This is a genomic window from Devosia oryziradicis, from assembly GCF_016698645.1.
In the GTDB taxonomy this organism is placed as follows: Bacteria; Pseudomonadota; Alphaproteobacteria; order Rhizobiales; family Devosiaceae; genus Devosia; species Devosia oryziradicis.
The window spans coordinates 3126754-3153105 of record NZ_CP068047.1; the positions used below are offsets into that span (position 1 = coordinate 3126754).

At 65.6% G+C, this 26352-nt stretch carries 30 protein-coding genes and 2 tRNA genes; 19 read left to right on the forward strand and 13 right to left on the reverse strand.

Features of this window, described 5'->3' with window-relative positions:
• The first annotated feature begins 102 nt into the window (after positions 1-102).
• Together JI749_RS15525 and JI749_RS15530 are read left to right on the forward strand one after the other, a co-directional pair.
• Entirely contained in the window at positions 103-444 is a 342-nt protein-coding gene (locus JI749_RS15525; protein ID WP_201655951.1) for an ArsR/SmtB family transcription factor, read from the forward strand.
• A gap of 2 nt (positions 445-446) precedes the next feature.
• On the forward strand, positions 447-917 hold the full coding sequence (locus tag JI749_RS15530) for an SRPBCC family protein (RefSeq protein ID WP_233280947.1): 471 nt from the start codon (positions 447-449) through the stop codon (positions 915-917).
• A gap of 144 nt (positions 918-1061) precedes the next feature.
• On the opposite strand, the gene JI749_RS15535 is transcribed toward JI749_RS15530, so the two are convergent.
• Positions 1062-1565, reverse strand: coding sequence for an SRPBCC domain-containing protein (locus JI749_RS15535; RefSeq protein ID WP_201655957.1), 504 nt, complete (start codon positions 1563-1565; stop codon positions 1062-1064).
• Positions 1566-1579: 14 nt separating this feature from the next.
• Positions 1580-1921, reverse strand: a complete 342-nt coding sequence (locus JI749_RS15540) for an ArsR/SmtB family transcription factor (RefSeq protein ID WP_201655960.1) — start codon at positions 1919-1921, stop codon at positions 1580-1582.
• Between the two features lie 91 nt (positions 1922-2012).
• On the opposite strand from JI749_RS15540, the gene cobF reads away from it, so the two are divergent.
• The 7 genes from cobF (at position 2013) to cobM (ending at position 8208) form a co-directional block, all read left to right on the forward strand.
• Complete coding sequence (gene cobF, locus JI749_RS15545) at positions 2013-2741, forward strand: precorrin-6A synthase (deacetylating) (RefSeq protein ID WP_201655962.1); 729 nt, start codon at positions 2013-2015, stop codon at positions 2739-2741.
• A 46-nt stretch (positions 2742-2787) separates the two neighbouring features.
• The gene (gene cobG, locus JI749_RS15550; protein WP_201655965.1) at positions 2788-3975 is read left to right on the forward strand and encodes a precorrin-3B synthase; all 1188 of its coding nucleotides are present in this window, start codon (positions 2788-2790) and stop codon (positions 3973-3975) included.
• A 2-nt stretch (positions 3976-3977) separates the two neighbouring features.
• The gene (locus JI749_RS15555) at positions 3978-4610 is read left to right on the forward strand and encodes a precorrin-8X methylmutase (protein WP_201655968.1); all 633 of its coding nucleotides are present in this window, start codon (positions 3978-3980) and stop codon (positions 4608-4610) included.
• Positions 4607-5329 carry a precorrin-2 C(20)-methyltransferase gene (locus JI749_RS15560; RefSeq protein ID WP_201655971.1) on the forward strand — a complete coding sequence of 241 codons (723 nt, stop codon included), beginning with the start codon at positions 4607-4609 and terminating at the stop codon, positions 5327-5329. The genes JI749_RS15555 and JI749_RS15560 overlap by 4 nt, the downstream gene beginning before the upstream one ends.
• Entirely contained in the window at positions 5326-6087 is a 762-nt protein-coding gene (locus tag JI749_RS15565) for a precorrin-3B C(17)-methyltransferase (protein ID WP_201655974.1), read from the forward strand. Before JI749_RS15560 ends, JI749_RS15565 begins: the two co-directional genes overlap by 4 nt.
• Entirely contained in the window at positions 6084-7289 is a 1206-nt protein-coding gene (gene cbiE, locus JI749_RS15570) for a precorrin-6y C5,15-methyltransferase (decarboxylating) subunit CbiE (RefSeq protein ID WP_233280785.1), read from the forward strand. The genes JI749_RS15565 and cbiE overlap by 4 nt, the downstream gene beginning before the upstream one ends.
• 160 nt (positions 7290-7449) lie before the next feature.
• Complete coding sequence (cobM, locus tag JI749_RS15575) at positions 7450-8208, forward strand: precorrin-4 C(11)-methyltransferase (RefSeq protein ID WP_201655977.1); 759 nt, start codon at positions 7450-7452, stop codon at positions 8206-8208.
• Here cobM and JI749_RS15580 read toward each other — a convergent pair.
• On the reverse strand, positions 8205-9221 hold the full coding sequence (locus tag JI749_RS15580; RefSeq protein ID WP_201655979.1) for a LacI family DNA-binding transcriptional regulator: 1017 nt from the start codon (positions 9219-9221) through the stop codon (positions 8205-8207). The genes cobM and JI749_RS15580 overlap by 4 nt on opposite strands.
• 69 nt (positions 9222-9290) lie before the next feature.
• On the opposite strand from JI749_RS15580, the gene JI749_RS15585 reads away from it, so the two are divergent.
• Entirely contained in the window at positions 9291-10064 is a 774-nt protein-coding gene (locus JI749_RS15585; protein WP_201655982.1) for an SDR family NAD(P)-dependent oxidoreductase, read from the forward strand.
• Positions 10065-10089: 25 nt separating this feature from the next.
• On the opposite strand, the gene JI749_RS15590 is transcribed toward JI749_RS15585, so the two are convergent.
• Both JI749_RS15590 and JI749_RS15595 read right to left on the reverse strand, forming a co-directional pair.
• Positions 10090-10836, reverse strand: coding sequence for an SDR family NAD(P)-dependent oxidoreductase (locus JI749_RS15590; protein WP_201655985.1), 747 nt, complete (start codon positions 10834-10836; stop codon positions 10090-10092).
• Positions 10837-10967: 131 nt separating this feature from the next.
• A tRNA-Gln gene (locus JI749_RS15595) sits at positions 10968-11042 on the reverse strand.
• A gap of 178 nt (positions 11043-11220) precedes the next feature.
• Between JI749_RS15595 and JI749_RS15600 the strand changes: the two genes are divergently transcribed.
• A tRNA-Pro gene (locus tag JI749_RS15600) sits at positions 11221-11297 on the forward strand.
• Between the two features lie 222 nt (positions 11298-11519).
• Entirely contained in the window at positions 11520-11936 is a 417-nt protein-coding gene (locus JI749_RS15605; protein WP_201655988.1) for a MarR family winged helix-turn-helix transcriptional regulator, read from the forward strand.
• 78 nt (positions 11937-12014) lie between these two features.
• Here the strand turns inward: JI749_RS15605 and JI749_RS15610 are convergent, their stop codons facing one another.
• Entirely contained in the window at positions 12015-12629 is a 615-nt protein-coding gene (locus JI749_RS15610) for a biotin transporter BioY (RefSeq protein WP_201655991.1), read from the reverse strand.
• 96 nt (positions 12630-12725) lie between these two features.
• Here JI749_RS15610 and JI749_RS15615 point away from each other — a divergent pair, with 96 nt between their 5' ends.
• Positions 12726-13634: an MBL fold metallo-hydrolase gene (locus JI749_RS15615; RefSeq protein WP_201655994.1), complete on the forward strand. Its 909-nt coding sequence runs from the start codon at positions 12726-12728 to the stop codon at positions 13632-13634.
• A gap of 41 nt (positions 13635-13675) precedes the next feature.
• On the opposite strand, the gene JI749_RS15620 is transcribed toward JI749_RS15615, so the two are convergent.
• The 4 genes from JI749_RS15620 to pdxH form a co-directional block, all read right to left on the reverse strand.
• Positions 13676-14509, reverse strand: coding sequence for a DUF1499 domain-containing protein (locus tag JI749_RS15620; protein ID WP_201655997.1), 834 nt, complete (start codon positions 14507-14509; stop codon positions 13676-13678).
• A gap of 48 nt (positions 14510-14557) precedes the next feature.
• A complete protein-coding gene (locus tag JI749_RS15625) occupies positions 14558-15733 on the reverse strand; it encodes a M48 family metallopeptidase (protein WP_201656000.1) in 1176 nt (391 codons plus the stop codon).
• Positions 15733-16935, reverse strand: a complete 1203-nt coding sequence (locus JI749_RS15630; protein ID WP_201656003.1) for a DUF898 family protein — start codon at positions 16933-16935, stop codon at positions 15733-15735. Before JI749_RS15630 ends, JI749_RS15625 begins: the two co-directional genes overlap by 1 nt.
• A 244-nt stretch (positions 16936-17179) precedes the next feature.
• Positions 17180-17803: a pyridoxamine 5'-phosphate oxidase gene (pdxH, locus tag JI749_RS15635; protein WP_201656006.1), complete on the reverse strand. Its 624-nt coding sequence runs from the start codon at positions 17801-17803 to the stop codon at positions 17180-17182.
• A gap of 106 nt (positions 17804-17909) precedes the next feature.
• Here pdxH and JI749_RS15640 point away from each other — a divergent pair, with 106 nt between their 5' ends.
• Positions 17910-18857 carry a DnaJ C-terminal domain-containing protein gene (locus JI749_RS15640; protein ID WP_201656009.1) on the forward strand — a complete coding sequence of 316 codons (948 nt, stop codon included), beginning with the start codon at positions 17910-17912 and terminating at the stop codon, positions 18855-18857.
• A gap of 196 nt (positions 18858-19053) precedes the next feature.
• Here JI749_RS15640 and JI749_RS15645 read toward each other — a convergent pair whose 3' ends face one another.
• The gene (locus tag JI749_RS15645; protein WP_233280786.1) at positions 19054-19986 is read right to left on the reverse strand and encodes an L-threonylcarbamoyladenylate synthase; all 933 of its coding nucleotides are present in this window, start codon (positions 19984-19986) and stop codon (positions 19054-19056) included.
• 92 nt (positions 19987-20078) lie between these two features.
• On the opposite strand from JI749_RS15645, the gene JI749_RS15650 reads away from it, so the two are divergent.
• The 4 genes from JI749_RS15650 (at position 20079) to JI749_RS15665 (ending at position 22730) form a co-directional block, all read left to right on the forward strand.
• Positions 20079-21026: a histone deacetylase family protein gene (locus JI749_RS15650; protein WP_201656017.1), complete on the forward strand. Its 948-nt coding sequence runs from the start codon at positions 20079-20081 to the stop codon at positions 21024-21026.
• A gap of 9 nt (positions 21027-21035) precedes the next feature.
• A complete protein-coding gene (locus JI749_RS15655) occupies positions 21036-21278 on the forward strand; it encodes an exodeoxyribonuclease VII small subunit (protein ID WP_201656020.1) in 243 nt (80 codons plus the stop codon).
• A gap of 115 nt (positions 21279-21393) precedes the next feature.
• Positions 21394-21999, forward strand: coding sequence for an SCO family protein (locus tag JI749_RS15660; RefSeq protein WP_201656023.1), 606 nt, complete (start codon positions 21394-21396; stop codon positions 21997-21999).
• A complete protein-coding gene (locus JI749_RS15665; protein WP_201656026.1) occupies positions 21996-22730 on the forward strand; it encodes a TlyA family RNA methyltransferase in 735 nt (244 codons plus the stop codon). Before JI749_RS15660 ends, JI749_RS15665 begins: the two co-directional genes overlap by 4 nt.
• Positions 22731-22871: 141 nt before the next feature.
• On the opposite strand, the gene aroC is transcribed toward JI749_RS15665, so the two are convergent.
• Together aroC and JI749_RS15675 are read right to left on the reverse strand one after the other, a co-directional pair.
• Positions 22872-23987 (reverse strand): chorismate synthase, encoded by a 1116-nt coding sequence (aroC, locus tag JI749_RS15670; RefSeq protein WP_201656029.1) that lies wholly within the window; start codon positions 23985-23987, stop codon positions 22872-22874.
• A gap of 47 nt (positions 23988-24034) precedes the next feature.
• Positions 24035-24655, reverse strand: coding sequence for a histidine phosphatase family protein (locus JI749_RS15675; protein WP_201656032.1), 621 nt, complete (start codon positions 24653-24655; stop codon positions 24035-24037).
• Positions 24656-24888: 233 nt separating this feature from the next.
• Here JI749_RS15675 and JI749_RS15680 point away from each other — a divergent pair, with 233 nt between their 5' ends.
• On the forward strand, positions 24889-26307 hold the full coding sequence (locus tag JI749_RS15680; protein ID WP_201656035.1) for an FAD-binding oxidoreductase: 1419 nt from the start codon (positions 24889-24891) through the stop codon (positions 26305-26307).
• Positions 26308-26352 lie beyond the last annotated feature (45 nt).

Genomic DNA, 26352 nt, shown 5'->3' on the forward strand with positions numbered 1-26352 from the left:
GTCGGAACTCCAGTATCGAGGCTGATGCAGGCTTGTGCAGCTTTCCCCAATGGGAAGGTCAAGCGCGTTGACATCGCTACCTCTCATTTGTTACTTAATATTATGCTTAACCAACAATCCAATCTCGACCTGATGTTCCAGGCGCTGGCCGACCCGACGCGCCGGGCGATGATCGACCGGCTGAGCCGCGGCCCGGCATCGGTCAGCGAATTGGCCAAGCCCTTTGCCATGTCCCTGCCCGCGGTCGTGCAGCATCTGCAGGCGCTGGAACATTCGGGGCTGGTCAGCTCGCAGAAAGTTGGGCGTGTGCGCACCGTGCAGATCCAGCCCGAGGCGCTGAGCCTGGCAGAACAATGGCTCAACGATCGCCGCACCATGTGGGTCAAGCGGCTCGACCGGCTGGGCGACCTGCTTGCTGCCGAAGACGAGGACAGCAAGACGTGACCATGCGCACCATCACCCATGGCAGCTTCACCCTGGAGCGCCGCTGGAAGACTACGCCGGCGCGCCTGTTCAAGGCGTTGAGCGACGAGGCGACCAAGCAGAAGTGGTTCAACCCGCCTGAGGCTTGGGGCAAGGACGAGCACCACATGGATTTCCGCGTGGGCGGCATCGAGACCAGCGTCGGCGGTCCGCCCGGTGGCGCGGTGCACAAGTTTCGGGCGATCTACCAGGATATCGTGCCCAACGAGCGTATCATCTACAGCTATGACATGCACCTGGACGATGTGCGCATCTCGGTGTCGCTGACGAGTTTCGAGATCAGGCACGATGGTGACCACACCACCCTGGTCATGACCGAACACGGCGCGTTCCTTGACGGCTTTGCCGGCGACGGCAATGACATTCGCCGCCAAGGCACCTCGCAGCTGCTCGATCAGCTGGGGGCGTTTCTGGCGCGCGAAGGGGCGAATTGAGCCTCGATTTTTCAGTCGACACCCTCCCCCTTGCGGGGGGATCAAGGGTGGGGGGTGTTTGGCCCGAATATTCGGGCCAACCGACACCCCCTCCCAGCCCATCGAGGGGGAGGTGCTGTCCGGCGGGTGCGGAAGCTTCCGGGCTCAGGCCCCCGTCTTCAGCCGCTGCAAAATCTCGTCGACCTTGACCATGCTGGCATTGGCGCCCCATTCCATGCCGGTGGCGACGATGGCGTCGCGCGCTTCGATGGAATCGACCTTGCTGACCGAGCGGTAATAGGTCTTGCCGTCGCGCTCCTCGAAGCGGTGCTCTTCATAGAACCGGCTGTCTTCCTCGAACTGGCCCTCGACGACGAAAGTGTTGCGGATCATGGTCTTGGGCTCGACGGCGAGATAGGTGCCGAAGAAGACCACTTCCGAGCCATCGCTCATGGTCGAGACGATGCGCCACTTGCCGCCGGCGCGGACGTCATATTCGACGACTTCATTGTCCTCGCGCGGGCCGAACCAGTAGGCGACGTGCTCCTTCTGGGTCCACACCGTCCACACCAGGTCGAGCGGCGCGTCGAAGGTGCGCGACATGATGATCAGGGGTTCGTCGGCGGGCAATTCGGTCTTGAAGGGATTGGGGAAGGTCTGGGCGTTCATGTCGTGTCTCCTTGTCAGTTCTTCGTTTTCGTTTCGGGGGTCTGCAGTTTGGTGAGGTAGGCATCGAGTTGGTCGAGGTTCTGCTCCCAGAACTTGCGGTAGAACTCGACCAGGGCGGCCACGTCGCGCATCGGCGCGGCCTCCAGCTTGCAGGGGCGCCATTGCGCCTGCCTGCCGCGACTGACGAGGCCCGCGCCTTCGAGCACCTTGATGTGCTTGGAGACGGCGGCCAGCGTCATGTCGAAGGGTTTGGCCAGCTCGTTGACGCTGGCCTCGCCCAAAGCCAGCCGGGCCAGGATGGCGCGGCGGGTGGGGTCGGCGAGGGCAGCGAGCGTGGTGCTCAGGGGGTCGGCCATCTAAATTCAACCGTTTTGTATAATACTGATTGGTTGAATACTGCGGCTGAGTTGCCTTGTCAACACTCCTGCCCTGGGGCAAGGAGAAGCCATGAAGACCATTCTCATCGTGGGCATCGGCACCGGAAATCCCGAGCATCTGACGGTGCAGGCCATCAACGCGCTCAACCGCGCCGATGTGCTGTTCATTCCCGACAAGGGCGCCGGCAAGGGTGACCTCGCCGAGCTGCGCCGCGAAATCGTCGCCCGTTATGTCACCAACCCGGCCGGCCGGACGGTCGAGTACGGCGTCCCCAAACGCGACGCCGCCAATCCCGATTATGGCGCCGGCGTCGATGACTGGCACGCAGCGCTGGCGGGCCGCTTCGAGGCGCTACTGGCCGACGTGCCGGACGGTGGCGCCTGCGCCTTCCTGGTCTGGGGCGATCCGGGCCTCTACGACTCCACCATCCGTATCATCGAGCGGCTGGGGACCCGCTTCGCGGTCGAGATAATTCCCGGCATTACCGCCATCCAGGCGCTGACCGCCGCCCACGGCATCGCGCTCAACCGCATCGGCGAGCCCGTGCACATCACCACCGGCCGCCGCCTTGGCCCCGTACACGATGACACCGTGGTCATGCTGGACGGCCAGACTGCCTTCCTGAACGCCGACCCCGATCTCGACATCTTCTGGGGTGCTTATCTGGGCACGCCGGACCAGATCACCATTGCCGGCCGGCTGGGCGATGTCCGCGATGAGATCGTTGCCACCCGCAAGGCTGCACGGGAACGTCACGGCTGGATCATGGACACCTATCTGCTGCGCAAGCGAGATTAGTCATCGTTCGCTTGGCCCCGCGCCACCAATCCGCTACACCCTTGCCATGTCTATTGCCCTGCCTATTGCCGGCGCACGCCGCGGCGCCTGTCCGTCGCTCGATGCGCCCATGCAGACTGGAGACGGCCTCCTGGCCCGCCTGCGTATCGCCGGTGGCCGGTTGACGCCCGCAGCGCTGGGCAAGCTGGCCAATATCGCCGGCAGCTTCGGCAATGGCGCGGTCGAGATCACGGCGCGCGGCAACCTCCAGGTTCGAGGGCTGCGCGCTGCCGGCGCTGGCCCCTTTGCCCGCGCGGTAGAGGCGGTGGTGGGCATCGAGCGTGGTCTGGTCGTCGAAACACCACCATTGGCCGGCAACGACCCCTATGAGATCCTTGACCCGCGCCCGGTGGCTCGGCAAATCCGTGATGGTTCCACAGCGCTGGCATCGCGCCTTGGCCCCAAGGTGACTGTCATCGTCGATGGCAATGGCCAGCTCAACCTGGCCAACCTCAAGGCCGATATTCGCCTGGTCGCTACGCCGGACGGAAGCTGGACCATCACTGCCGGCAAGCAATATTTCGGCGCCACGGCGCAGCCGGCACAGGCGGCGCTCGCGGTGCTGTCGCTGCTGGCAAGCCATGGACCAGACACGCGCGCCAGCGACCTGGCACATATCCAGTTGCTGGCCGCCCTTGGGCATCTCTGCATCGATGCAGCCATGCCGCTGCAGCCAGGCACTACGCCGATCGGGCCGCGCAGCCTCCGGGCGGTGACAGTCATCGGCCTGGGCCTTCCCTTCGGGGCCAGTCCGTGGCAGGCGCTGGTCGACCTTGCGGCCCTGGCGGAGACCCATGGCGTCACCGAATTTCGACTGGCGCCGCACCATGCGCTGCTGGCCATCGGCGCCGAGGACGGATTCGTCGACGAGCTGGACGAAACCGATTTCATCGTCGATCCGGCCGATCCGCGCCGGCGCATCAGCGCCTGCATCGGCACCGATGGCTGTGCCTCCGGGCATATCCCGGCCCGCCAGGTTGCCGACCGCCTGGCCGGCATCATGGAGCACCACGCTGACCTGCATGTGGCCGGCTGCGCCAAGGGCTGTGCCCATCCACGCCGCGCCGCATTGACGCTGGTGGGCCGGCCGGACGGATACGGCCTTGTCATCGACGGAGTGGCGGGCGATACGCCCGTGACGGTGCTCCGCGCCGACCAGCTCGCGACCGCGCTCGGTCCCGCTGCGCAAGGATGACGATGCCCAAATACGACTACATCAAGGATGGCGACGAGATTTACCGCCATTCCTTCGCGATCATCCGTGGCGAGGCCGACCTTGCGCGTTTTTCCGCCGATGAGGCCGATATCGCCGTCCGCATGATCCATGCCGCCGGCTCGGTCGAGGCCGCGCAGTATTTCGAATTCGGCCCGGGTTTCGTCAGCGATGCGCGCACTGCGCTGGCTGCCGGCGCGCCGATCTTCTGCGATGCCGAAATGGTGGCCCGCGGCGTTACCGCTGCGCGCCTGCCGGCCGGTAACGACGTGATCTGCACCCTGCGAGATCCGCAGACGCCCACTATAGCCGCCGAAATCGGCAATACCCGCTCCGCCGCGGCCTTGCGCCTGTGGCTGCCGCGGCTTGCCGGTTCGATCGTCGCCATCGGCAACGCCCCCACCGCCCTGTTTTTCCTCCTCGAACTGCTGCGCGACGGCGCACCAAAGCCCGCCGCCATCATCGGCATGCCGGTCGGTTTCGTCGGCGCCGCCGAATCCAAGGCCGCCCTGGCCGAGAATTCCTATGGCGTGCCCTATGCCATCGTGCGCGGCCGCCTGGGTGGTTCGGCCATGACGGCAGCCGCGCTCAATGGCCTGGCGAGATCAGGCATATGACCGGCAAGCTGATTGGCGTTGGCACCGGTCCTGGCGATCCGGACCTGCTCACCCTCAAGGCCGTGCGGGCCATCGAGGGCGCCGACGTGGTGGCCTATTTCGCCAAGCAGGGCAATGCCAGCAATGCCCGCGCTATCGTCGCCGATCTGCTCGACGGCAAGGTCGAAGAGCAGCTCGGCTACCCGGTCACCACCGAGATCGATCGTCGCCACGACGACTACAAGGCCGCCACTTCGGCCTTCTACACCGAGGCCGCCGCGCGCATCGCCGCTCATCTCGATGCCGGTCGTAGCGTGGCCGTCCTCAGCGAGGGCGACCCGCTGTTCTATGGCAGCTACATGCATATCCATGTGCGTCTGGCCCCGCTCTACACCACCGAGGTCATCCCCGGTATCACCGCCATGTCGGGCTGCTGGTCGGCCTCCGGCCTGCCGCTGGTGCAGGGCGACGACATTCTGTCGGTGCTTCCCGGCACGCTGGACGAGGTCGATCTCCGCACCCGGCTCGAGGGCACCGATGGCGCCGTGATTATGAAAGTGGGGCGCAACCTGCCAAAGATCCGCCGCGCCCTGGAACTGGCCGGCCGGCTTGACACCGCCGTCTATGTCGAACGCGGCACCATGGCCAATGGCCTGCATATGCGCCTGATCGACAAGGCTGACGATGTTGCGCCCTATTTCGCCCTCGTGCTCGTGCCCGGTTGGAGCACAAGGCCATGAGTGGCAAGCTGTTCGTGGTCGGCACCGGCCCCGGCAATCCCGACCAGACCACGCCGGAAGCGCTGGCGGCCATCGAGGCCTCCCATGTTTTCTTCGGCTACGGCCCCTATCTTGATCGCCTGACCCTTCGCCCGGATCAGCGCCGCGTCGCCTCCGACAACCGCGAGGAACTGGCCCGCGCCAAGGATGCGCTGCACACCGCCGCCTCCGGTGAAAGGGTCTGCGTCGTCTCGGGCGGCGACCCCGGCGTCTTCGCCATGGCCGCCGCCGTGCTCGAATCCATCGAAGCCGGGCCGCCGGCCTGGCGCGCCGTGGATCTGCAGATCGTTCCCGGCGTCACCGCCATGCTGGCGGTCGCCGCCCGCGCCGGCGCGCCGCTCGGCCATGATTTCTGCGCCATTTCGCTCTCGGACAATCTCAAGCCGTGGACGGTCATCGAGGCCCGCTTGCGTGCCGTGGCCACCGCAGGCCTCGTGATTGCGCTCTACAACCCCATCAGCAAGGCCCGCCCGTGGCAGCTGGGCACCGCTTTCGCCATCCTGCGCGAAGCGCTGCCCTGGTCGACCCCGGTCATCTTCGGCCGGGCCGCCGGCCGGCCCGACGAAGCCATCACGATCATGACGCTGGCCGAAGCAGACCCTGGTCGAGCTGACATGGCCACGTGCGTCATCATTGGCTCCCCCGAAACCCGCATCATCGAGCGCGACGGCATGTCCCCGCTGGTGCTGTCGCCACGCTCAACGGGCGGTGGCACGTGAGCTGGCTGAGCATCGTTGGGATCGGCGAGGACGGTCTTGCCGGCCTGGGCGACGCCGCCAAGGCCGCCATTTCCGGTGCCACACACGTCTTCGGCGGCGCGCGCCACCTCGAACTCGCTGCGTCGGCCATCAAGGGTGAGCCGCACCCGTGGCAGTCGCCATTCTCTGCTTCGATTGATGCCGTCCTTGCCTTGCGCGGCCATGCGGTCTGCGTACTCGCTTCGGGCGATCCGTTCCACTACGGCGTCGGCGCCACCCTGGCGCGCCACGTCGATGCCAGCCAGTTGCAGGTCTATCCGCATCCGTCCTCGTTCAGCCTGGCAGCCGCCAGGCTTGGCTGGCCGCTGCAGGAGGTTGTCTCGCTTTCCCTGCACGGCCGTCCCCTCGACCTCGTCCGGCCGCACCTCCATCCCGGTGCCCGCATCCTGGCCCTGACCTCGGACGAGCATGGCCCGGCGCAATTGGCGGCCCTTCTTACCGAAGCCGGCTTCGGCATTTCCATCATTACCGTCCTCGAAGCCCTTGGCGGCCCCGAGGAAACCGTGCGCTCGCATGTCGCCATGCGCTTTGCGCTCGATGGCATTAACCCGCTCAACATCTGCGCCATCAGCGTCGTCGCCCTGCCCGGCGCCCGCGTACTACCGCTGACACCGGGCCTCGACGACGCCCTCTTCGAGCATGACGGGCAGATCACTAAGCGCGAAATCCGCGCGCTGACCCTGGCGACCCTCGCACCGCGGCGTGGCGAAACACTCTGGGACATTGGCGCTGGTTCGGGCTCGATAGCCATCGAATGGATGCTCGCCGATCCCAGCCTTAAAGCGATTGCTATCGAGGCCGATGCCGAGCGCGCCGCCCGCATTGCCCGCAATGCCACCAGCTTCGGTGTGCCTGACCTTGCCGTCATCGCCGGCACTGCACCGGGGGCCCTGGCCGGGCTCGAACCGCCCCACGCCATCTTCATCGGGGGCGGTGGCTCCGATCCCGGCGTGCTTGATGCTGCCATCGCGGCCCTGCGGCCCGGCGGACGCCTCGTCGCCAATGCGGTGACGTTGGAACTGGAGGCCATGCTGCTGGCCCGCCATGCAGACCTGGGTGGTAGCCTAACCCGCCTCGCGGTCGACCGCGCCGACACCATCGGCAGCATGACCGCCTGGCGCCCCGCCATGCCGATCGTGCAATGGGCATGGAGCAAGTCATGACCGCGCATTCTTTTTTCACCTCTCCCCCCGGAGGAGAGGTCGGCGCGCAGCGCCGGGTGAGGGGGCCTTCTCCTCGTACCGAGCGCGGGAAAGGCCCCCTCACCCGACCCAAGAGGGTCGACCTCTCCCCCGAAGGGAGAGGTGAGAAAGGGCACCACCCATGACCATCCATTTCATCGGTGCCGGGCCCGGCGCGGCAGATCTCATCACGGTGCGCGGGCGCGACCTGCTCGCCCGCTGTCCGGTTTGCCTCTATGCCGGCTCCATCGTGCCCCCTGAAATGCTCGCCTGGTGCGGCCCCGGTACGCGCATCGTCGACACGGCACCCATGTCGCTCAACGAGATCGAGGCCGAGTACCTCCGCGCCCACGAAGCTGGACAAGATGTGGCGCGCCTCCATTCGGGCGATCTCTCCGTCTGGAGCGCCGTTGCCGAGCAGATGCGGCGGCTGGACCGCCTCGGCATCCCCTATTCGCTCACCCCCGGCGTTCCGGCTTTCGCTGCCGCGGCTGCCGCCATGGGCCGCGAGCTAACCATCCCTGCCGCCGCACAGAGCCTCGTACTCACCCGCGTCTCCGGCCGCGCCTCGCCCATGCCAGAGGGCGAAAACCTGGCCGCCTTCGGCGCGACGGGCGCGACGCTGGCCATTCACCTGGCCATCCATGCGCTCGACCGCGTGGTGGCCGAACTCACACCGCTCTATGGCGCCGATTGCCCGGTGGCAGTGGTGTTCCACGCCAGCTGGCCCGACGAAAAGATCATCCGCGGAGCCCTCGGCGATATCGAAGCGCGCTTTGCCGCCGACCCGGTCGAGCGCACCGCCATTATCTTCGTCGGCAAGGGCCTGGGCACCGAGGATTTCCGCGAGAGTTCGCTCTACGATCCGGAATACCAGCGGCGCTTTCGCGATCGCTCCTAGCTGCCGCTGGAACTCTCGCGCACGACCAGATCCGGCTCGATCAGCGTAACCCGGGCCCCGGGCAGGCCATCGCCCGCCTGGATCAATTCGATCAGCCGGTCAACCGCCAGCTCGGTCACCGTGTCCACCGCGTAGTCCACACTGGTGATCGGCGTCGCGGCATGTTCGGCAAATTCGATGTTGTCGAAGCCCACGATAGCCATGTCGCCAGGCACCTGCAGGCCATTTTCCTTTGCCCAGCGCAGCGCTCCCAGCGCCATGGAATCGGTCGCCGCCAACACGGCCGTCATGCGGTTGCCACGCGCCATCAGCTCGGCCATCGCCGCGTGGCCCGCCATCACCGAATGCGTTCCGGGCTCCGCATGGAGAACCGCGTCATCGGCAATGCCGGCCTCGGCCAGCGCCCTCAGATAGCCTTCTCGCTTCTCGAGATTGCCGCGCTGCTGGCCGCCATCGATCAGTCCAATGCGACGGTGACCGCGCTCGATCAGGTGGCGCGCCGCCTTGTAGCTGCCCTGCCGCGTGTCCATGCTCACCACATCCACATCGGCGTCGGGGTCGCCGGCCAGCAGCACAACCCGATGACCCGCCAGCCGCACGCGCCGGATATGGTCGAGCTCGCGATGGCTGCGCGGATAGATCAGCATGCCGTCCACCTGGCGCGAGCGGAACATCTCGATAACTTTCTTTTCCTCCTGGGCATCGCCGTTCGAGGTGGCGAACAGCGTCAGGTAACCCTTCTCCGCCAATCGCAGTTCGATGGCCTGCGCCACCCGCGTCAGGATGGGATTGGTGATCGAGGTCAGCACCAGGCCGATCGTCCTGGTCTCCCGGCTCACGAGTGACTTGGCAATATGGTTGGGCAGGTAGTTCAGCGCCTCGGCCGCGTCGCGGATCAGCTGCCGCGTATCGGCGGGAATGCGCGGACTGTCGCGCAAGGCGAGCGACACGGTATTCACCGAAAAGCCGGTCCTGTCCGCAATGTCCTTCAGCCGAACGATCGGTCTGCCCATGCCTGTCCCTTGTATTAGCGCTAACAGCCTCCTATCACTTCGGCATCCCATCACCAAGCCGAGGCCAGCATGACGCAGCTCACAATCCCCGATCTTGCCGGCAAGGCCGTGCTCGTCACCGGTGCCTCGACCGGCATCGGCGCCGCCCTCGCCAAGGCGCTCGGCGCCCAGGGCGCGCTGGTCGGCGTGCACTATAATTCAAGCAAGGATGCTGCCGAGGCGGTCGCCAATGCGGTCAAGGATGCCGGCGGCAGCGCCTTCCTCGTGCGCGCCGATGCCTCGCGCTCCACCGAGATCGCCCGCGCCGTCGAGGATACCGCCACGGCCTTCGGCCGGCTCGATGGCCTGGTCAACAATGCCGGCGGCATGGTCGGTCGAATGGCCTATGCCGATATGGACGATGCCTATTACGACAAGGTCATGGACCTCAACGGCCGCTCGGTGATCGCGGCATCACGCGCCGCCATCCCCCACCTCAAGCGCCAGGGGGGCTTTATCATCAACACCAGCTCCATCGCCGCGCGCAATGGCGCCAGCAATGGCGCCGGGCTCTATGGCTCGTCCAAAGCGTTGGTCAGCAACATCACCCGCGGGATGGCCAAGGAGTTGATCGGCTTCGGCATCCGCGTCAATGCGGTGGCGCCCGGGGTGATCGATACGCCGTTTCACGAGCGCTACTCGACCGAAGCCCAGCTCAAGGCCAACATCGCCACCGTGCCGCAGGGCCGCATGGGCACGCCCGAGGAATGCGTCGGCGCCTACCTCTTCCTCGCCTCCGAAAGCCTCTCCGGCTACATCATCGGCCAGGTCATTGAGGTCAATGGCGGCCAGCTGATGCCCTGATCGCATCGGCTGGAAGCCTCATGGTTCAATAGGTGGTGCGCCCGCCCGAGAGGTCGAACACGCTCGCGGTGGTGAAGCTGTTTTCCTTGCTGACCAGCCAGGCGACCATGGCTGCCGCCTCGTCGACCTCGAGAAAGCGCCCGCGGGGGATACGCACCAGCATGTAGTCGATGAATTCCTTGGTCAGCGTATCGAGAATGCGCGTCTTGGCGGTTGCCGGCGTGATGGCGTTGACGGCGATGTCGTGCTTGGCCAGTTCCTTGCCCAGCGACTTGGTCAGCCCGATGACGCCCGCCTTGGCCGCGGAATAGGCCGAGAGGTTCGGGTTCCCCTCCTTGCCGGCCACCGAGGAGATGTTGACGATGCGCCCATAGTTGCGCGCCTTCATCGAGGGGATCACCACCTTGTTGACATAGAAGGTGCCGTTGAGATTGATCTCGACGACGCGCCGCCATTCTTCGGGGTCATAGTCCTCAAGCGTCGCATTCTGCCCAGCTATGCCGGCCGAATTGACCAGGATGGAAACGGGACCAAGCTCGGCCTCGACCTCGGCGTGGACACGCTCGAGGCCGGCCAGGTCGGTGATGTCGACCAGCTTGCTGGAGGCCTCCGGTCCGAGGTTGGCGACGGCCAATGCCAGCACTTCGGCATTCATGTCCCACAGGCTCACGCGCGCCCCCGAGGCGATCAGCCGCTGGGCGATGGCAAAGCCGATCCCCTGCGCGCCGCCGGTGACGACGGCAATCTGGTTGTGAAGGTCGATAGCGTTCATGATGCGCTCACAGTCATGGAGCTCATCCTGGCGCCAGGGCGTGGCACGCGGAACTCCCCGATTCAGCTAACCTGCTGCTCAGACAATACTGCCGGCAGCGCCTGAAACAAGGGTGCCATTCGAGGGGGAATTGGCTGGGGTGCTAGGATTCGAACCTAGGAATGTCGGTACCAAAAACCGATGCCTTACCACTTGGCGACACCCCAACGTGGCGCGGTTCCTACACGGTTTGGCAGGGCTTCGCAACACGGCGACGCCACCATAAAAAGCCTGTGTTAGGCGCTTGAACGGCAGGGCAAGCGCAGCTATAACCCGGCCCATCGCGACAGCCGGTGGCAGCCCGAAATGGCTGCCCCACCGCACAAATCCCGTGTCGCTTTCTGACGGAGTATAGCGCAGCCTGGTAGCGCACCTGCTTCGGGAGCAGGGGGTCGAGTGTTCGAATCACTCTACTCCGACCAATCAAGCCCGGCCTCTCGCGAGGCCGGGCTTTTTCATGATCCATCCGAACCAGGCACCACCAAGAGATCGCAATTTGCTCGCCGGGCAAAGCGACCTTTTAACGATGGCTGTGGCGCGGCGTTGTTCGTGGTATGATTGGGTCGATATGGGAGGGGAAGAGTGACCACGGTCGGCTCTTGACGCCTGAGCGCCGAGACCGCCGCGCGCCTGCGGAGTTGGCTTTGCGGTCCCAATCGACATCGTCGCTCGCCGAACTGCTCGAGCTTACGGCACGCATGTTGCATTCGCGCGGCTATGCGGCGGACCTGTTTCCGGCGCAATGGGCGGCGCTTCGTTATTTCTCGCGCGCGCCCCGCGCCCAGTGCACCGCCAGCGAGCTGGCGCGCTTCCAGGGCCTGGCCAATGGGCCGGTCAGCCGCACGGTGCGAACGCTGGTGCAGAAGGGCTTGCTGGCCAAGGCCGCGGAGCAGCCAAGGGGGCGCGCCGAACTGCTCGAATTGACCGAGCGCGGCCGCAGCATGCTCGAGCAGGATCCCACGCAGGCGGTGGAGACGGCGATCAACGAGCTCGCGGCGAGCGATCGAGAGTGCTTCGCCCGCTCGCTCGAGCTCATCATGCGCCGGCTTTCCGCAAGGTGACGTTCTGCTCAATGAGCAATATCCCAGCAAACAAGAGGCCGGCACCAGGCCGGCCTCCCGAGAAATCATGCCGCGGGCTTAGCGCCTGGACAGCAGGTTCCAGGCGCCAGTCACGGTCAGCGCCGCCAGGGCCATCTTGAGGATGTCCCAGACGATGAAGGGCTGCACGGCCTTGGCGAAGGCCGAAGCGACGACATTGGTCTGGTCGATCCACTGCGCCTGGCCGGCCATGAACAGCAGCCAGGCAAAGCCGAGCACGAAAAGCACGGCGTCGCCGGCGAGCATGGCGGCGAACAGGGCGAGCGGCTTGCCCGAGGCGCCACGATCGGCTGCGTAGCCGATGATGGCGGCCATCAGCAGGAAGCCGATGAGGAAGCCGCCGGTCGGGCCCATCAGGTAGGGGATGCCAGCGGTGGCACCGGCAAAGACGGGCAGGCCAGCCGCGCCTTCGATGAGGTAGAGGGCGACGGTGGCAACGCCGATGCGCAGGCCAAAGGCGGCGGCCAGCGCTGCGATGGCAAAGCCCTGGAGCGTCACCGGCACCGGCCAGACCGGAACGTTGATCTTGGCGCAGATGGTGATGAGCAGCGTCCCAAGCACGACCGTCACAAGATTCGAGGCGAGACGGGCGGCATCGCCCTTGGGCTGGAATACACCGAGCAGCGTATTGGGCGTGGTCAAAGTCACGGCCATTTCATACCTTCCATGCTTAAGCTGAACCGGCGCCCCGTCCCGGGCCGCACTGTCGTTCAAGTGATGACTGTTTAATCTCTCGGTAAAGTGAGTGCAATGGCGTCACCTGCCCCCGCTTTGTCCTTCGATCGGGAGTTCGATCCCCAGGCCGGCCGGGCCATCGTCGTCGCCGATGGGATCACCCGGGTCACCGCCCCCAATGCCAGCGCCTATACCTTTACCGGCACCAACAGCTTTCTGCTTGGCCGCGAGCGACTTGCCGTGCTCGACCCGGGTCCCGACGATGTGAGGCACCTGGCCGCATTGATGGATGCGATCGGCGGGCGCGAGGTCGACGCCATCATCCTCACGCATACCCACCGCGACCACAGCGCATCGGCCGGCCGGCTGGCGCGAGACCTGGGCGCGCCCCTGTGGTTCGGCGGGCCGCATCGGCTGTCGCGGCCGCTGCGCCGATTCGAACGCAACCCGATCCGCGGGTCATGCGACTGGGACCTGGTGCCGGACCGCACACTGACCGACGGCGAAATCATACTGGCCGGTGACCTCGCGCTGACCGTCCATGCGACACCCGGGCACTGTGCCAACCACCTCGCCTTCAGCAGCGGCAATATCCTGCTCAGTGGCGACCATGTAATGGGTTGGAACTCGACGTTGGTATCGGTCCCGGATGGTTCAATGGCCGAGTATCTGGCCTCGCTGGACAAGGTCATCGCCCTGCCCTGCCGGCAATACCTCCCTGCGCATGGCGGCCCCATTGCCGAGGGTCCAGCCTATGCGACGGCGCTGCGCGCGCATCGCCAAATGCGCAACGCGCAGGTCGTGGAGGCTGTCCGCGCCGGCGCCCGCACCGTGGCAGCCGTCGTGGCCGCCATTTATCCCGCCCAGTCGCTGTCCGTCCGCATGGCGGCGCGGATGACGATCACAGCGCATGTCGAAAATCTGGAAGGTCTGGGGGAAATCCACGTCTCGCGCGGACTGTTCGGGATGCGTCTGTCGCCGTAGCGGCTCTTCCCCCGCCGCTTCGGCGGACGCGCGTCTATGCCCTATTCGGTATCCGCCTCATCCCCGGTCGCCACCGGCGCTGCTTCCGGCTCTGCTTCGATGGGCTGGTTGGCGTTGGGATTGTCGCGCAGCAAGGTGGTCACCGCCTCGTCGAGTGCGGTCAGAAATTCCTCGATGCGCGTGCCATTGGATCCAAAATCATGCTGCGCATTGAGCGAGGCCGAGCGCATGTCGACCACCGAGGTGGTCAGGTTGCCCGTCACCCGGATCACGGCCTCTTCGCGCCAGCCAGGAATGGTCACGATCTGCGCGTTGAGCTGCCCGAATTCCGCCTCGGGCGCGGGCTCCCTTACCAGTTTTACATCCCAACCGCGATCGTCCACCATAGCCCGGATCAGGCCGAAGGTAGGCACCAGGCCCAACGGGTAATTGCGCGTTTCGACGTTGGGAAACGTCGCCGCCATCTCCAATGCCGACAGCATTTTGGGCGGTGGCATGGCCTGGGTGCCCGGCTCGAAGATCAGCGGCATCAGCCCGCGATCGGTCGTGGCGATGTCGGTTACGGCGGGGTAGCGCAGCAGCAGGTTGCCATACCAGGCAAAGGGGAAGAGGCTGAGGGCGCCCAGTGAGAGACCGGCCAGAGCCCTGCCCCACCCCTGGTCTCCCGTTTGCCACAGGCGCGCCAGCGCGATCAGCGCGGCCAGCACGGCAAGCAATGCCACTGCGCCGGCCACCAATGCGACGACCACGAAAAGGTCGCTGGTGATGAGCCGCAGCCAATGCAGACCCACCGAGGTAATGACGAGCGGGACCGCGACGCTGCCAAGTCGGCGCGCCCAGGTGGCCCATCGCGATGTCCGGATCAGTATGCGCACCGTACCGCCGTCAATTCACCGACTGCACGATATAAGCAAGGTGTTGAGTTAATTTGAAGATTTCCCGGTCCGGTCATTTGCGTTGGTCTTTGCCTGAGGCAGCGCCCCGGGCTGCTCGCACATCGATCGGATGGCAGTCCATTCTGCGGCGGTGAAAGGCGGTTCCAGCCCGGTCGGCCGCTGCTGGCTCAGGATTTCCAGCGCCGCCTTGCGGTCGTCGGTGAGCGGGTGGGTGCTGAGGAGCGCAAGCGCCCGGGCGAACTCGTCATCGGCGCCGACGCGGTTGATCAGGTCGGCGAGGCCCGCCGGGTTGAAGTCCATGCGCTCGGCGGTGTGGGCCGCGAAGGCATCGGCCTGTCGTTCGGCATCGCGCGAAAAGCGCGCATCGATGATCATCGACCCTAGGCCTGCCGCCACCGAAATGCCTGTCATGTCGCCCAGGATGAAACCGATCAACGCGCCAGTACCGGCGGTCGAAATCAACTGCTCCATGCCATGCCGATGCGCGACGTGGCCGACTTCATGCGCCAGCACGCCGGCGAATTCATCCTGCGTCTCAGCCTGCTCCAGCAACGCTGAAAAGAAGAACACCTGGCCACCCGGCAGCGCGAAGGCGTTGGGGATGTCGGACTTGACGACCTTGATGTCGATCGCGAATGGCGAGCCGGTCCCCTCCAGCGCCGCGGCGCCGAAGCGCGCGATGGCGTGGTTCGCGACGCTATCGGGATCAGGGTCGCAGACCTCAAACCCGCCGCTCTCGTTGAGGCTGGATTCCATCTGCGTCGCCACCGTCTCGCCCAGGCTGCGCTCCCAGGCTGGGGGTACAAGACCCACGATGCGGCCTGCCAGCAGCGGCACGCCGTAGAGATAGGCGCCGATCACCGCGGCCAGCGCCAGGGTGGCGGTCACGGCAAGGCGCACTTCCCGGCCGGTCTGCTGCCGGCGCTTTTCGGTGAGCACGGGAAGCGTCGCCAGCACGCGCGCCACGTCTTCGCGGCCCCGCACCGCCACGCGCGCGCCGGTGCGCTGGCCATTGGCACCGAGCCGCAACTCATCCTTGCGGCTGGGCACAGCGTAAAGATCGGCGGCCGGCCAGCGCGCCAGCTCGCTGCGATCCTCGGCGCGGATCACCAGCGTGCCCGCCGAGCCGGCATGCTCGTATTCGAGCCCCACTTTGTGCACATCGGCCACGAGGCCATCATGGAAGCGCCCGGCAATCGCCATCAATAGGCTCCCACGTTGAGCGCATCGGCCAGACCTTCGCCGGCCAGGGACGTGTCCTCGCCCCGCGCCCGCACGCTCCGCAAGCTGTCTATACCGGTGATCGCGGCGCCATTTGCGACCATTTTCCAGAAGCCCAGGCCGAGAAACAATTCCACCATCAGGCTGAAGGCGCCCAGCAGCAGCAGGTAGCCGAACACGATGGCCAACAGCACCGTCATGCTGCCCTGCAGGGACTGCATGAAGATCTGTGGATCGAACTCGCCGCCGGCAAAGGCGTCGCTGGCGGCCGCGCCCAGGACGATAATGCCCCCAATCGCCAGCACCAGATAGCTGGCCGTCAGCGCCAGGCCGAACAACAGATATTGGCCCAGCAGGCTCCTCGTCCGGATAGTTACGGTCAGCGCCGCAGTGCCCAGCCGCACGGCTGAAAACATGCGGGTCAACTCGCGCGATCGGTAGTAGAGCCACAGCACCCCGATAAGGGCGGCCGCCGCCAGCAAAACCAGGACACCTTCGACGGTCGGCGTACCACCGGTGGGAAGGCCACCCATGGCCGTTCCCATGCCCAGCCCAACACCCCCAACGACCGCGACGCCGACATAGGCGAGGTAAAATGGCCGCGCCAGCTGCTTCCAGTTGCCGACAAATGCAAACTGGCGGTCGCCATACCAGCTGTGGCGATACCTGTAGCTCCAGAGACTGGCTGCCATGAACGGGTAGGCAAGGCCCGCCGTGACCATGACCAGCAGCGACCAAAAGAAGCGCCTGAGCGCATAGCCCCAGGCACTGCCGCCCTGGTCGCAGCGAATCCCGCGCCACAGGGTCCGCGACAGCCGGAAATCGCGCGCCCGATAGCTGGCATAGCCCATCAGGAACCAAAGCAAGATGCCGACAAAGCCATAGCCGGCGACCGCCGCCTCCGACGATTGCGTCGACAAATAGAAAAACAGCCCATAGAGGGGAATGAACACGGCCAGCGCCATGAGGAAACCGAGCAGCAGCTGGAAGGCACTGCCGGTATATTCGAGCGGATCGCCGCCGATCTCGGTGTTGGCCCAGTAGAAGCGCCGCTTCCACGTCGTCAGCCAGAAGCGGTAGAGCCCGATCGTGGGAACGAGCAGCGCATAGCCGCGCAGCAGCATGCCGCCCAGTTCCCTGCGCGTCCCGGTGAAAACCACCGGCACCGGCTGCTCCTGCACCATGACCAAAAATCCCCAAACCGCATTGGTTTTAGGCGAGGTAGAGGAGATTTGGAAGGCGGGGACCCACCGCAACCACGATCGTCACCCTCGGGCTTGACCCGAGGGCTCTTCACTTGCTGAGCGTCCGGTCAGTACAGAGCCCTCGGGTCAAGCCCGAGGGTGACGTGCGGTGAGTCTGGTTGGATTTTCGCCCCACCCTCGATCTGCTCCCGGCATATCAGGGGAGGTTCGGAAGAGGTACCTGTTATGGATAGAGCCTGTTGCTCACCCAGCCGTCGCCCGCCCGCTCGAACCGCACCCGGTCATGCAGGCGGAATTCGCCATCCTTCCAGAATTCGATGCTTGTCGGCACGATCCGGAAGCCCGACCAGTGCGGCGGTCGCGGCACCGGACCGTCGTCGACGCTGCTCGCAAGCCGGCTGACGCGGTCGAGCAGAGTCGTCTTGCTGTCGAGGACGCGGGATTGATCGGATGCCGAAGACGCGATCTGACTGCCTTTGGGCCGGCTGGCAAAGTAGGCGTCGGCTTCCTCGGGCGTCACAACCTCCACCGGGCCGCGCATGCGCACCTGCCGCCGCAGCGATTTCCAGTGCATCACCATTGCCGCCTTGGGATGGGCATGCAGCTGCCGGCCCTTGTCGCTCTCGAAATTGGTGAAAAAACAGAACCCACGATCGTCCCGTGCGTTGAGCAGCACCATGCGGACATCGGGCAAGCCATCGCCATCCACCGTCGCCAGGGCCATTGCATGCGGATCGTTGGGCTCGGCTTCCCTAGCGAGGGCGAACCACTCCTCGAACACGGCGAATGGATCGAGATCGGTACGGTCGCTGTCCTCGAACAGGCGCTCGGTGAGGGTCTGCAGCATTTGGATATCATCCCTTCGTCGCGGGAAACTGGACAAGGCGGGGAGCCGTCGCCATATAGGACTCCAACTGTGGGCGAAGCAACGCCCGACTCATTGAATGGACCAAATGCGCGATCCCTATACCGTGCTTGGGGTGCCACGATCGGCCAGCGAGAAGGACATCAAGTCCGCCTATCGCAAGCTGGCCAAGAAGTATCACCCCGACCAGAATCCGGATGATCCAACGGCGCACGGCAAGTTTGCCGAGGCGACCAACGCCTATGATCTGCTCACGGACGCCGAAAAGCGCGGGCAGTTCGACCGCGGCGAAATCGACGCGGACGGCAACCCCAAATTCGCCGGCTTCAATCCCGGCGGCTTTGGCGGGACACGCGGCGCCCGACCAGGCGCAGCGGGTGGCTTTTCGGCAGAGGACATCCTCAAGGAATTCATGAGTGGCTTTGGCGGGCAGCCTCGTGGCGGCATGGGCGGCGGTCGCGGCCCCGCCGGTGGTCCGCAATGGGACCCCTTTGCCGGTACGGCCACAGGCGGCGGCCCTCGCAGCCTCAAGGGCGAGGACATCGTGGTCAACGCCACCGTTTCGCTCGAGGATGCCCATCAGGCTAAGCCGATTGATGTGCGCATGCCTTCGGGCAAGGTGCTGTCGGTCAAGATCCCGGCCAAGGTCGAGGAAGGCCAGCAGATCCGTCTCAAGGGCCAGGGTTCGCCTGGACTTGGGGAGCCTGGCGATGCCCTCGTCACGGTGCGGTTCGAGAAGTCCAAGCAATTCCGCCGCGATGGCGCGGACCTGCGGACCGATGTTTCGCTGACCCTCTACGAGGCCGTGCTCGGCGCCAAGGTGCGCGTGCCCACGCTCGATGGTTCGGTCGAACTCAACCTGCCGCCCGGCGTCGACACCGGCAAGGCCCTCCGCCTCAAGGGCAAGGGCCTTTACGGCGACGGTGACTTGTATGTGAACCTGCGCGTGGTCCTGCCACCCGGCGGCGACCCGGACCTCGAAGCGCTGGCGCGGTTCATGCGCGATCAGAAGCCGTACAAGGTCAGGGACTTCTGAGTGTCCCGCAGGGCAGATCGCCCAGCCGCGCGGTCTGAGCGAAGAAGGCCATAAGGCTATGCCCGAATGGCACCCCAAACACTGACCGTCACCCTCGGGCTTGACCCGAGGGCGCTGTACTTACCTACGCTCAGCAAGTGGAGAGCCCTCGGGTCAAGCCCGAGGGTGACGTGCGGTGTGTATGGCACCCGCTTGCCTACCCCCGCGGCGCCGCCGCCCTCACCAGCCGGTCATTGATCGCCTCGCCCAGCCCGGCCTCCGGGATCGGCGCCACCGCGATCACCTCAGCCCCAGCAGCATCGAGCTCATGCAGCATCGAAAACAGGTTGCGCGCCGCCTCATGCAGGTCGCCCGCCGCTGACAAATTGCGCATCGGTCCGGCAAATTCCGGCGCGTTCCCAAACGCCAGGAAAGCCTCGCCGGCTTGCGGCTCGGCATTGAGCCGCATCAATGCGTTAGGGGCATAATGGCTCGCCAGCATGCCCGGCGCAGCCACCGCCGCATCCTTGGCGGCGACCGCAACCACCACGCCCAGCTTCCGCTCGATCTCCTCGCGCGCCACCGCTCCGGCCCGCAACTGCACCAGTCGCTCGCCTTCGACGCGGATGATCATCGATTCCACGCCCGCCCGGCACGGTCCGCCATCGAGCACCGGCACCTTGCCGCCGAAGCCGCGCCGCACCTGCTCTGCCGTGGTTGGCGACAGCCGCCCCGAAGGGTTCGCCGAAGGCGCTGCCAGGGGGTGGCCCACCGCCGCGATCAGCTCCAATGCCAACTTGTGATCGGGGATACGGATCGCCACAGTATCAAGCCCGGCGGTCGCCACATCGGCCAGCCCATTGTCCGGTCGGGCCGGCAGCACCAGCGTCAGCGAGCCCGGCCACAGCGCGGCCACGCGCCGCGCCAGAGGGGAGAATTCCGCCAGCGTTTCGGCCATGGCCAGGTCGGCGCAATGGATGATCAGCGGGTTGAAGCGCGGCCGCCCCTTGGTTTCATAGATCGACAGCACCGCATCGGCATCGGTCGCATCGGCGCCCAAACCATAGACCGTCTCGGTAGGAAAGGCGCAGAGCTTGCCCTCGCGCAGCAATGCCGCGGCTGCCGCCACCGATTTCGGTTCATATGACATTGAGGGTTCGCTCATCCTGGTGGCGGTTGTTTGACAACACGGCTCCCGCGCGTCAAGACGAAGTGAGCAATCATCTGGAGCCGTGACCGCCCGTGACCACGCTGCTCGTCAGCCAGCCGAATTTTGCCGATCATGTCACGCCGCAGGGCCACCCCGAGCGCGCCGATCGCATCCGGGCGGTGGAAGATGCACTGAGCCGCCCGCGGTTCGATAAATTGGTTCGTCGCAACGCGCCTACGGGCGACCTGATGCTGGCCGAATTGGTGCACGATTCCAGGTATCTGGCGCATCTGCGCCAGGGGCGACCGGCCGAAGGCATCGGTCAGCTCGACGCCGACACTTTCATTTCCGCCGACTCGCTGTCAGCCGCCGCCACCGGCCTGGGCGGGGCGCTCGCCGCTCTCGATGCGGTGCTGCTGGGTGAAGTCGACAACGCTTTCTGCGCCATCCGGCCGCCCGGGCATCACGCCGAAATCGCTACGCCGATGGGCTTTTGTCTCATCAACACGGTCGCCATTGTCGCCCGCGAAGCGCAGCGCAAATACGGGGCCGAGCGCATCGCCATCGTCGATTTCGATGTGCATCACGGCAACGGCACGCAGGATATCTTCAAGGCCGATCCGAGCGTCTTCTACGCATCGAGTCACCAGATGCCGCTCTATCCGGGCACCGGCAAGGCCAGCGAAACCGGGGTCGGCAACATCGCCAATGTGCCGCTCGATCCCAATAGCGATGGCGAGAGCATGCGCGACGCCTACGTCAGCCGCATCATCCCGGCGCTGCTCGATTTCTCGCCTGATCTCCTGCTGATTTCAGCCGGCTTCGACGCGCATGAACGCGATCCGCTGGCGCAGCTCAACTGGCAATCCGGGGACTTTGGCTGGGTCACGGGAAAGTTGATGGATGCCGCCGAGCGCAGCTGCGGCAATCGCATTGTGTCCCTCCTCGAAGGTGGCTATGACCTCAAGGGCCTGGCCGGCGGTGTTTCGCATCACGTGGCCATGCTGATGGATGGCGCCACCGGGCGCCTGGAAGACTAGGATTAGCCCATGGCCGACAATGACGACGTCAAGACATTGAGCTTCGAAGCCGCGCTGTCCCAACTCGAGGAAATCGTCGGCAAGCTCGAATCAGGTCGCGCGCCCTTGGCGGAATCCATTGCCATTTACGAGCGCGGCGAGGCGCTCAAGGCTCATTGCGAAACACTGCTGCGCGCGGCAGAAGCCCGCATCGAGAAGATTACCCTGTCGCGCGATGGTCGCGCCACCGGCACAGAGCCGCTGGACGCGTAAGTGCGCCCGACCTCCTCCTTCGACAGGCTCAGGATGAGGTCTTCGGGAATACCGAGCCTTAAGTAGACCTCATGGTGAGCTTGTCGAACCACAAGGTCGTGGCACGAAGGCCGGCATGACCACTCCAAGATCCCTCCGCAATTTCCGCATCGTGCTCTGGGCGCTCGTCGCCATCGTCGCGATTGGCGCGACGGCGCTGTTAATTTTTCGCCCGCCGGCACGGCCGCTCGGCGTTACCGGGCAATCGTTCGAGCTGGCTTCGACCCAGGGCGGCACCTTCACGCAGGATAGTCTCAAGGGTACGCCAAGCCTCATCTTCTTCGGCTACACCTTCTGCCCCGATGTATGCCCGACCACCCTGGCCGAGACTACGGCCTGGCGCGCGCAGCTCGGGCTCACGCCCGAGCAGCTCCGCATCATCTTCGTCACTGTCGATCCGGCTCGCGATACGCTGGACACCGTCAAAGGCTATGTCGAAGGCTTCGATCCATCCATCATCGGTCTTGTCGGTGACGAGGCCCAGACCGAAGCCGTCAAGAGGGCCTTCGGCGTGGTAGGCGAGCGGGCCGATGGCTTCGCCGCGGACGATCCCTATTACCTGGTCGACCACACCGCGCTGACCTTCCTGATCGGAGCCGACGGCGCCTTCGAGGGTACGGTGGCCTATGAAGAAGCCACCGATACTGCGGTGGCAAAGGTCAAGCGCCTGGTCGAGGGATGAGCGAGCGCATCCGGCTCGACCTGGCGCTGGAACAACGTGGGCTCGTGCCGTCCAGGGCTCGCGCCCGTGACGCCATCCTGCGTGGCACCGTGACCATCAATGGGGTCACCGCCGACAAGCCTAACAGGATGGTCGGGCATGATGACAAACTCGCATTGAGCGATCCGGCAGCGAACTACGTGTCACGCGCCGCGCTCAAGCTCGTAGCTGGTCTTGAGGCAGGCGGGATCGATCCCAGCGGCCTGACCTGCCTTGATGTCGGCGCCTCGACCGGCGGCTTCACCCAGGTGCTGATGGAGCGCGGCGCCCGGCGCATCTATGCCGTTGATGTGGGCCACGACCAGTTGCACGAGCGACTCAGGGGGAGCGACCGGGTGGTCAGCATGGAAGGCGTCAATGCCCGGGAGCTGGACCGCGAGATGATCCCTGAGCCCATCGATCTCCTGGTTTCCGATATCAGCTTCGTGTCGGTCACCAAGGTACTCGCCGCGCCGCTGGCGCTCTGCACGCCATCAGCCCAGGCGGTGGTGCTGTTCAAGCCGCAATTCGAAGTCGGCCGGCAGAATGTCGGCAAGGGTGGCATTGTGACCGACCAAACCGCCATCGAAGCCGCCCGCGCCGAGGTGATCGCCTTCATGGCTGAGCAGGGCTTCACGCACCGCACCTCGGTGACGTCGCCCATTGCCGGCGGCGATGGGAATGTGGAGACGGTCCTGGTGTTTGGGCGCTGAGCCTCTTACCTCGCCCCTCTGGGGAGAGGTCGACCCGAAGGGGCGGGTGAGGGGTGGCCCCGCAAGCACCTCACCCAGTAAAGACCCCTCACCCGGCGCTGCGCGCCGACCTCTCCCCGGAGGGGCGAGGTAAGAAAAGGCTCAGTTCCGCTCGAATCCTACCGCGCCTTCGCGTCCGGTCTGGCCGCGATGGCGCAGGGCATGATCGGCCAGCACGAGCGCCATCATCGCCTCGCCCACCGGCACGGCGCGGATGCCGACGCAAGGGTCGTGGCGGCCCTTGGTGATGATGTCGGTATCCTCGTTCCTGGTCGTCACCGTCTGGCGCGGGGTGATGATGGACGATGTCGGCTTGACGGCGAAGCGGCAGACAATGGGATCGCCATTGGAGATGCCGCCGAGTATGCCGCCAGCATGGTTGTCGAGGAAATACGGCCTGTCCGGGCCGGCCCGCATCTGGTCGGCATTCTCGACGCCGGTGAGGCTCGCCGCCTCGAAACCAGCGCCGATCTCGACGCCCTTGACGGCATTGATGCTCATCATGGCCGAGGCCAGGTCCGCACTCAGCTTGCCGTAAATCGGGGCGCCCCACCCCGCCGGTACGCCCTCGGCGACGACCTCGATAACCGCGCCGACCGAGTTGCCCTCCTTGCGGATACCGTCGAGATAGTCGGCCCAGAGTTCGGCCGCCTTGGCATCGGCGCAGAAGAATGGGTTCTGGTCGACCTGGCTCCAGTCGAAATTGCCGTAATCGATCTTGTGCGGCCCAACCTGCACGAGGCTGGCGCGGACCGTCACGCCATCGAGCACCTGTCGGGCCACGGCGCCCGCCGCGACACGCGCGGCTGTCTCGCGCGCCGAGGTGCGGCCCCCGCCGCGATAGTCGCGGATGCCGTATTTCTGGTCATAGGTGTAGTCGGCGTGCCCCGGCCGGTATTTGTCGCGAATATCGGCATAGTCCTTGGAACGCTGGTCGGTATTCTCGATCAGCAGCGAAATCGGCGTACCCGTCGTGCGCGGGCCGTCGGTGCGCTCGTCCTCGAACACGCCGGACAGAATCTTGACCTCATCGGCCTCGCGGCGCTGGGTCGTATACTTGCTCTGCCCGGGTTTGCGGCGGTCCAGGTCGCGCTGGATCATTTCGGACGTCAGGGTCAGGCCCGGCGGGCAGCCGTCCACGACCACGCCGAGCGCCGGCCCATGGCTCTCGCCCCAGGTCGTGAAGCGGAAGAGATGTCCGAACGTATTGAAAGACATGGCGCAGCCCCGTGTTGGCCGCTTTCTAGGCAGCGGGGCGCGTCAGGTCAATCAGCGCCTGCCCGCAGCAGTTCCATCCGGCCCGGCGTGAAATGCATGACCGCGTCCTGGGGCGGCGCCCAGTTGATGACTTCCACGATCGGCGCATGCTCGATCAGCACGCGCAAGGTGCGCGCGATGCCGCCATGGGCCACGACCACCGATGGCCCCTTGAGCACCGTCGAGAACTCGCTGAGGCGAGCTTCGACGTCGCGGTAATTCTCGCCATTTTCGGGTCGAAAGTCCCAGTAGTCCTCGGTGCGATCGCCCGGCGCAATGGCCATGTTGGCCGGCAGCTGCTCGAACAGCTCTCCCTCGAGCACGCCGAACGAAATCTCCATCAGGCGCACGTCATACTTCACTTCGGGCAAGTGCCGGTCGAAGCCGGCGCGCACCCGGTCCATGGTTTCGCGCGTGCGGCCCAGCGGGCTTGCATGCCATTCGAACGACATCGGATCGAGCCCGCGCGCGGCGAACAGGGCAGCCAGTGTCTTGCCGTTCTGGCTGGCCTGGCCGCGTCCCTTGTCATTGAGCGGTATGTCCTTGCGCCCCTGATAGCGGCGCTCGGCGTTCCAGGGCGTTTCACCATGCCGGATGAAGTAGATTTCCGGCCAGACCAGGGCTGTCATGCTAATCCCGCGCCGCTCTCGCCGGCCGCGTCCTACAAGGCTAGAGTTTGACTGCGGGGCAAGCACGGCTTCGCCCCTGAACGCACCATAGTGGATTCCCTCGGTCACGCCACAGCCGAGATTGCGCGGCAGCCACCCGGCTCCGCCGCTTGTCAGTCTGCGCCGGTCCGGCCATTGTAGGCGTCCGCCGGCTGTGGCATGCCGGGCGTCCCACTGCCAAAGCCTGGTTTGCCATGCCTCTTTCCGCCGCCGATATCATTGCCCAGCTCACCGCGCTCCTCGGCGCCAATGGGGTCATTGGCGAGGCCGGGCAAATGGCGGGCTATCTCACCGAGCCGCGCAAGCGCTTCCACCAGCCGGCGTCGGCAGTCACCCTGCCCGCTTCGGTGGAGCAGGTGCAGGCGATCGTCCGCTGGGCGTCCGAAAACCGTGTCGGCATCATCCCCCAAGGCGGCAACACGGGCCTGGTGGGTGCCCAGGTGCCGTTGCGCGGCGACGAGGTCATCGTCAGCCTTGCCAGGCTGGACCGCATCCGGAGCATCGACGTGGCGGCAGGCACGATGACGGCCGAAGCCGGCGTCATTCTCGAAAATGCCCACAAGGCCGCCGAAGCCGAGGACACCATCTTCCCGCTCTGGCTGGGCTCGCAGGGCTCGGCCCGTGTCGGTGGACTGCTGTCCTCCAATGCCGGCGGGGTCAACGTGCTCGCCTATGGCAATGCCCGCGAGCTCACCATGGGCGTCGAGGCCGTGATGGCCGATGGCCGGCTCTACCGGGGGCTCAATTCGCTCAAGAAGGACAATACCGGCTACGACCTCAAGGATCTGCTGGTCGGGGCCGAGGGCACGCTGGGCATCATCACCGCCGCCACGCTCAAGATCTTCCCCAAGCCCGAGGATCATGAAACGGCGCTGGTCAGCATTGCCGGGCCGGAGGCGGCCCTTACCCTGTTCCAGCTGCTGCGCGAGCGCATCGGCAGCCGGCTCAACGCCTTCGAGATCGTGCCGCGCATCGGGCTGGACATGCAACTGCGACAGGGCATGCTCGATCGCGACCCCAGTGCCGGGACTTCGCCCTGGTATGCACTGATCGAGGTTTCCCGCATGCGAGGCGGGACGCCGGGTGCCCTGATGGCCGCCATCGAGGCCGCCTTCACGGACAGCCTGATCGACAACGCGGTCTTTGCCGAGTCGCTGGCCGACCGCACGCGCATGTGGGCCTTCCGCGAGCAGATGAGCGAGGTCCAGTCCAAGGAAGGCGCCTCGATCAAGCACGATGTTTCGGTGCCCATCGCCGCCGTGCCGCAACTGATTGCCGAAGGCATCGCCGCGGCCGAGCGACTGGCTCCCGGCATTCGCCCGGTGCCCTTCGGCCACATGGGCGACGGCAACATCCACTTCAATTTCAGCCAGCCAGTGGGCGCCGAACCCAAGGCATTCATGGCAGAATTCGACGAAAAGCTGCACGAAGCGATCTACGAGATCGTGCTGCGACTGGGCGGGTCGGTTTCGGCCGAACACGGGATCGGCCAGCTCAAGATCGACCTGCTCGAGCAGGTCAAGGATCCGGTGGCACTGGACATGATGCGGGCCATCAAGTCCGCGCTGGACCCAAACGGCATCCTCAATCCCGGCAAGATGTTGCCGCGCTAGCAGTTACCTCGACGACACCGCGTCACTTTCCGGTGCCGTCTTGCG

What these genes read in the sequence shown, in the direction of transcription:
- JI749_RS15555 (WP_201655968.1), top strand. Translation starts at nt 3,978, where the DNA reads ATGCCCAAATACGACTACATCAAGGATGGCGACGAGATTTACCGCCAT.
- JI749_RS15655 (WP_201656020.1), top strand. Translation starts at nt 21,036, where the DNA reads ATGGCCGACAATGACGACGTCAAGACATTGAGCTTCGAAGCCGCGCTG.
- JI749_RS15665 (WP_201656026.1), top strand. Translation starts at nt 21,996, where the DNA reads ATGAGCGAGCGCATCCGGCTCGACCTGGCGCTGGAACAACGTGGGCTC.
- JI749_RS15530 (WP_233280947.1), top strand. Translation starts at nt 447, where the DNA reads ATGCGCACCATCACCCATGGCAGCTTCACCCTGGAGCGCCGCTGGAAG.
- JI749_RS15565 (WP_201655974.1), top strand. Translation starts at nt 5,326, where the DNA reads ATGAGTGGCAAGCTGTTCGTGGTCGGCACCGGCCCCGGCAATCCCGAC.
- aroC (WP_201656029.1), bottom strand. Translation starts at nt 23,987, where the DNA reads ATGTCTTTCAATACGTTCGGACATCTCTTCCGCTTCACGACCTGGGGC.
- JI749_RS15615 (WP_201655994.1), top strand. Translation starts at nt 12,726, where the DNA reads ATGGCGTCACCTGCCCCCGCTTTGTCCTTCGATCGGGAGTTCGATCCC.
- cobG (WP_201655965.1), top strand. Translation starts at nt 2,788, where the DNA reads ATGTCTATTGCCCTGCCTATTGCCGGCGCACGCCGCGGCGCCTGTCCG.
- JI749_RS15680 (WP_201656035.1), top strand. Translation starts at nt 24,889, where the DNA reads ATGCCTCTTTCCGCCGCCGATATCATTGCCCAGCTCACCGCGCTCCTC.
- pdxH (WP_201656006.1), bottom strand. Translation starts at nt 17,803, where the DNA reads ATGCTGCAGACCCTCACCGAGCGCCTGTTCGAGGACAGCGACCGTACC.
- JI749_RS15625 (WP_201656000.1), bottom strand. Translation starts at nt 15,733, where the DNA reads ATGGCGATTGCCGGGCGCTTCCATGATGGCCTCGTGGCCGATGTGCAC.
- cobF (WP_201655962.1), top strand. Translation starts at nt 2,013, where the DNA reads ATGAAGACCATTCTCATCGTGGGCATCGGCACCGGAAATCCCGAGCAT.
- cobM (WP_201655977.1), top strand. Translation starts at nt 7,450, where the DNA reads ATGACCATCCATTTCATCGGTGCCGGGCCCGGCGCGGCAGATCTCATC.
- JI749_RS15675 (WP_201656032.1), bottom strand. Translation starts at nt 24,655, where the DNA reads ATGACAGCCCTGGTCTGGCCGGAAATCTACTTCATCCGGCATGGTGAA.
- JI749_RS15535 (WP_201655957.1), bottom strand. Translation starts at nt 1,565, where the DNA reads ATGAACGCCCAGACCTTCCCCAATCCCTTCAAGACCGAATTGCCCGCC.
- JI749_RS15640 (WP_201656009.1), top strand. Translation starts at nt 17,910, where the DNA reads ATGCGCGATCCCTATACCGTGCTTGGGGTGCCACGATCGGCCAGCGAG.
- JI749_RS15610 (WP_201655991.1), bottom strand. Translation starts at nt 12,629, where the DNA reads ATGGCCGTGACTTTGACCACGCCCAATACGCTGCTCGGTGTATTCCAG.
- JI749_RS15660 (WP_201656023.1), top strand. Translation starts at nt 21,394, where the DNA reads ATGACCACTCCAAGATCCCTCCGCAATTTCCGCATCGTGCTCTGGGCG.
- JI749_RS15630 (WP_201656003.1), bottom strand. Translation starts at nt 16,935, where the DNA reads ATGGTGCAGGAGCAGCCGGTGCCGGTGGTTTTCACCGGGACGCGCAGG.
- JI749_RS15560 (WP_201655971.1), top strand. Translation starts at nt 4,607, where the DNA reads ATGACCGGCAAGCTGATTGGCGTTGGCACCGGTCCTGGCGATCCGGAC.
- JI749_RS15525 (WP_201655951.1), top strand. Translation starts at nt 103, where the DNA reads ATGCTTAACCAACAATCCAATCTCGACCTGATGTTCCAGGCGCTGGCC.
- JI749_RS15585 (WP_201655982.1), top strand. Translation starts at nt 9,291, where the DNA reads ATGACGCAGCTCACAATCCCCGATCTTGCCGGCAAGGCCGTGCTCGTC.
- JI749_RS15580 (WP_201655979.1), bottom strand. Translation starts at nt 9,221, where the DNA reads ATGGGCAGACCGATCGTTCGGCTGAAGGACATTGCGGACAGGACCGGC.
- JI749_RS15590 (WP_201655985.1), bottom strand. Translation starts at nt 10,836, where the DNA reads ATGAACGCTATCGACCTTCACAACCAGATTGCCGTCGTCACCGGCGGC.
- JI749_RS15645 (WP_233280786.1), bottom strand. Translation starts at nt 19,986, where the DNA reads ATGTCATATGAACCGAAATCGGTGGCGGCAGCCGCGGCATTGCTGCGC.
- JI749_RS15540 (WP_201655960.1), bottom strand. Translation starts at nt 1,921, where the DNA reads ATGGCCGACCCCCTGAGCACCACGCTCGCTGCCCTCGCCGACCCCACC.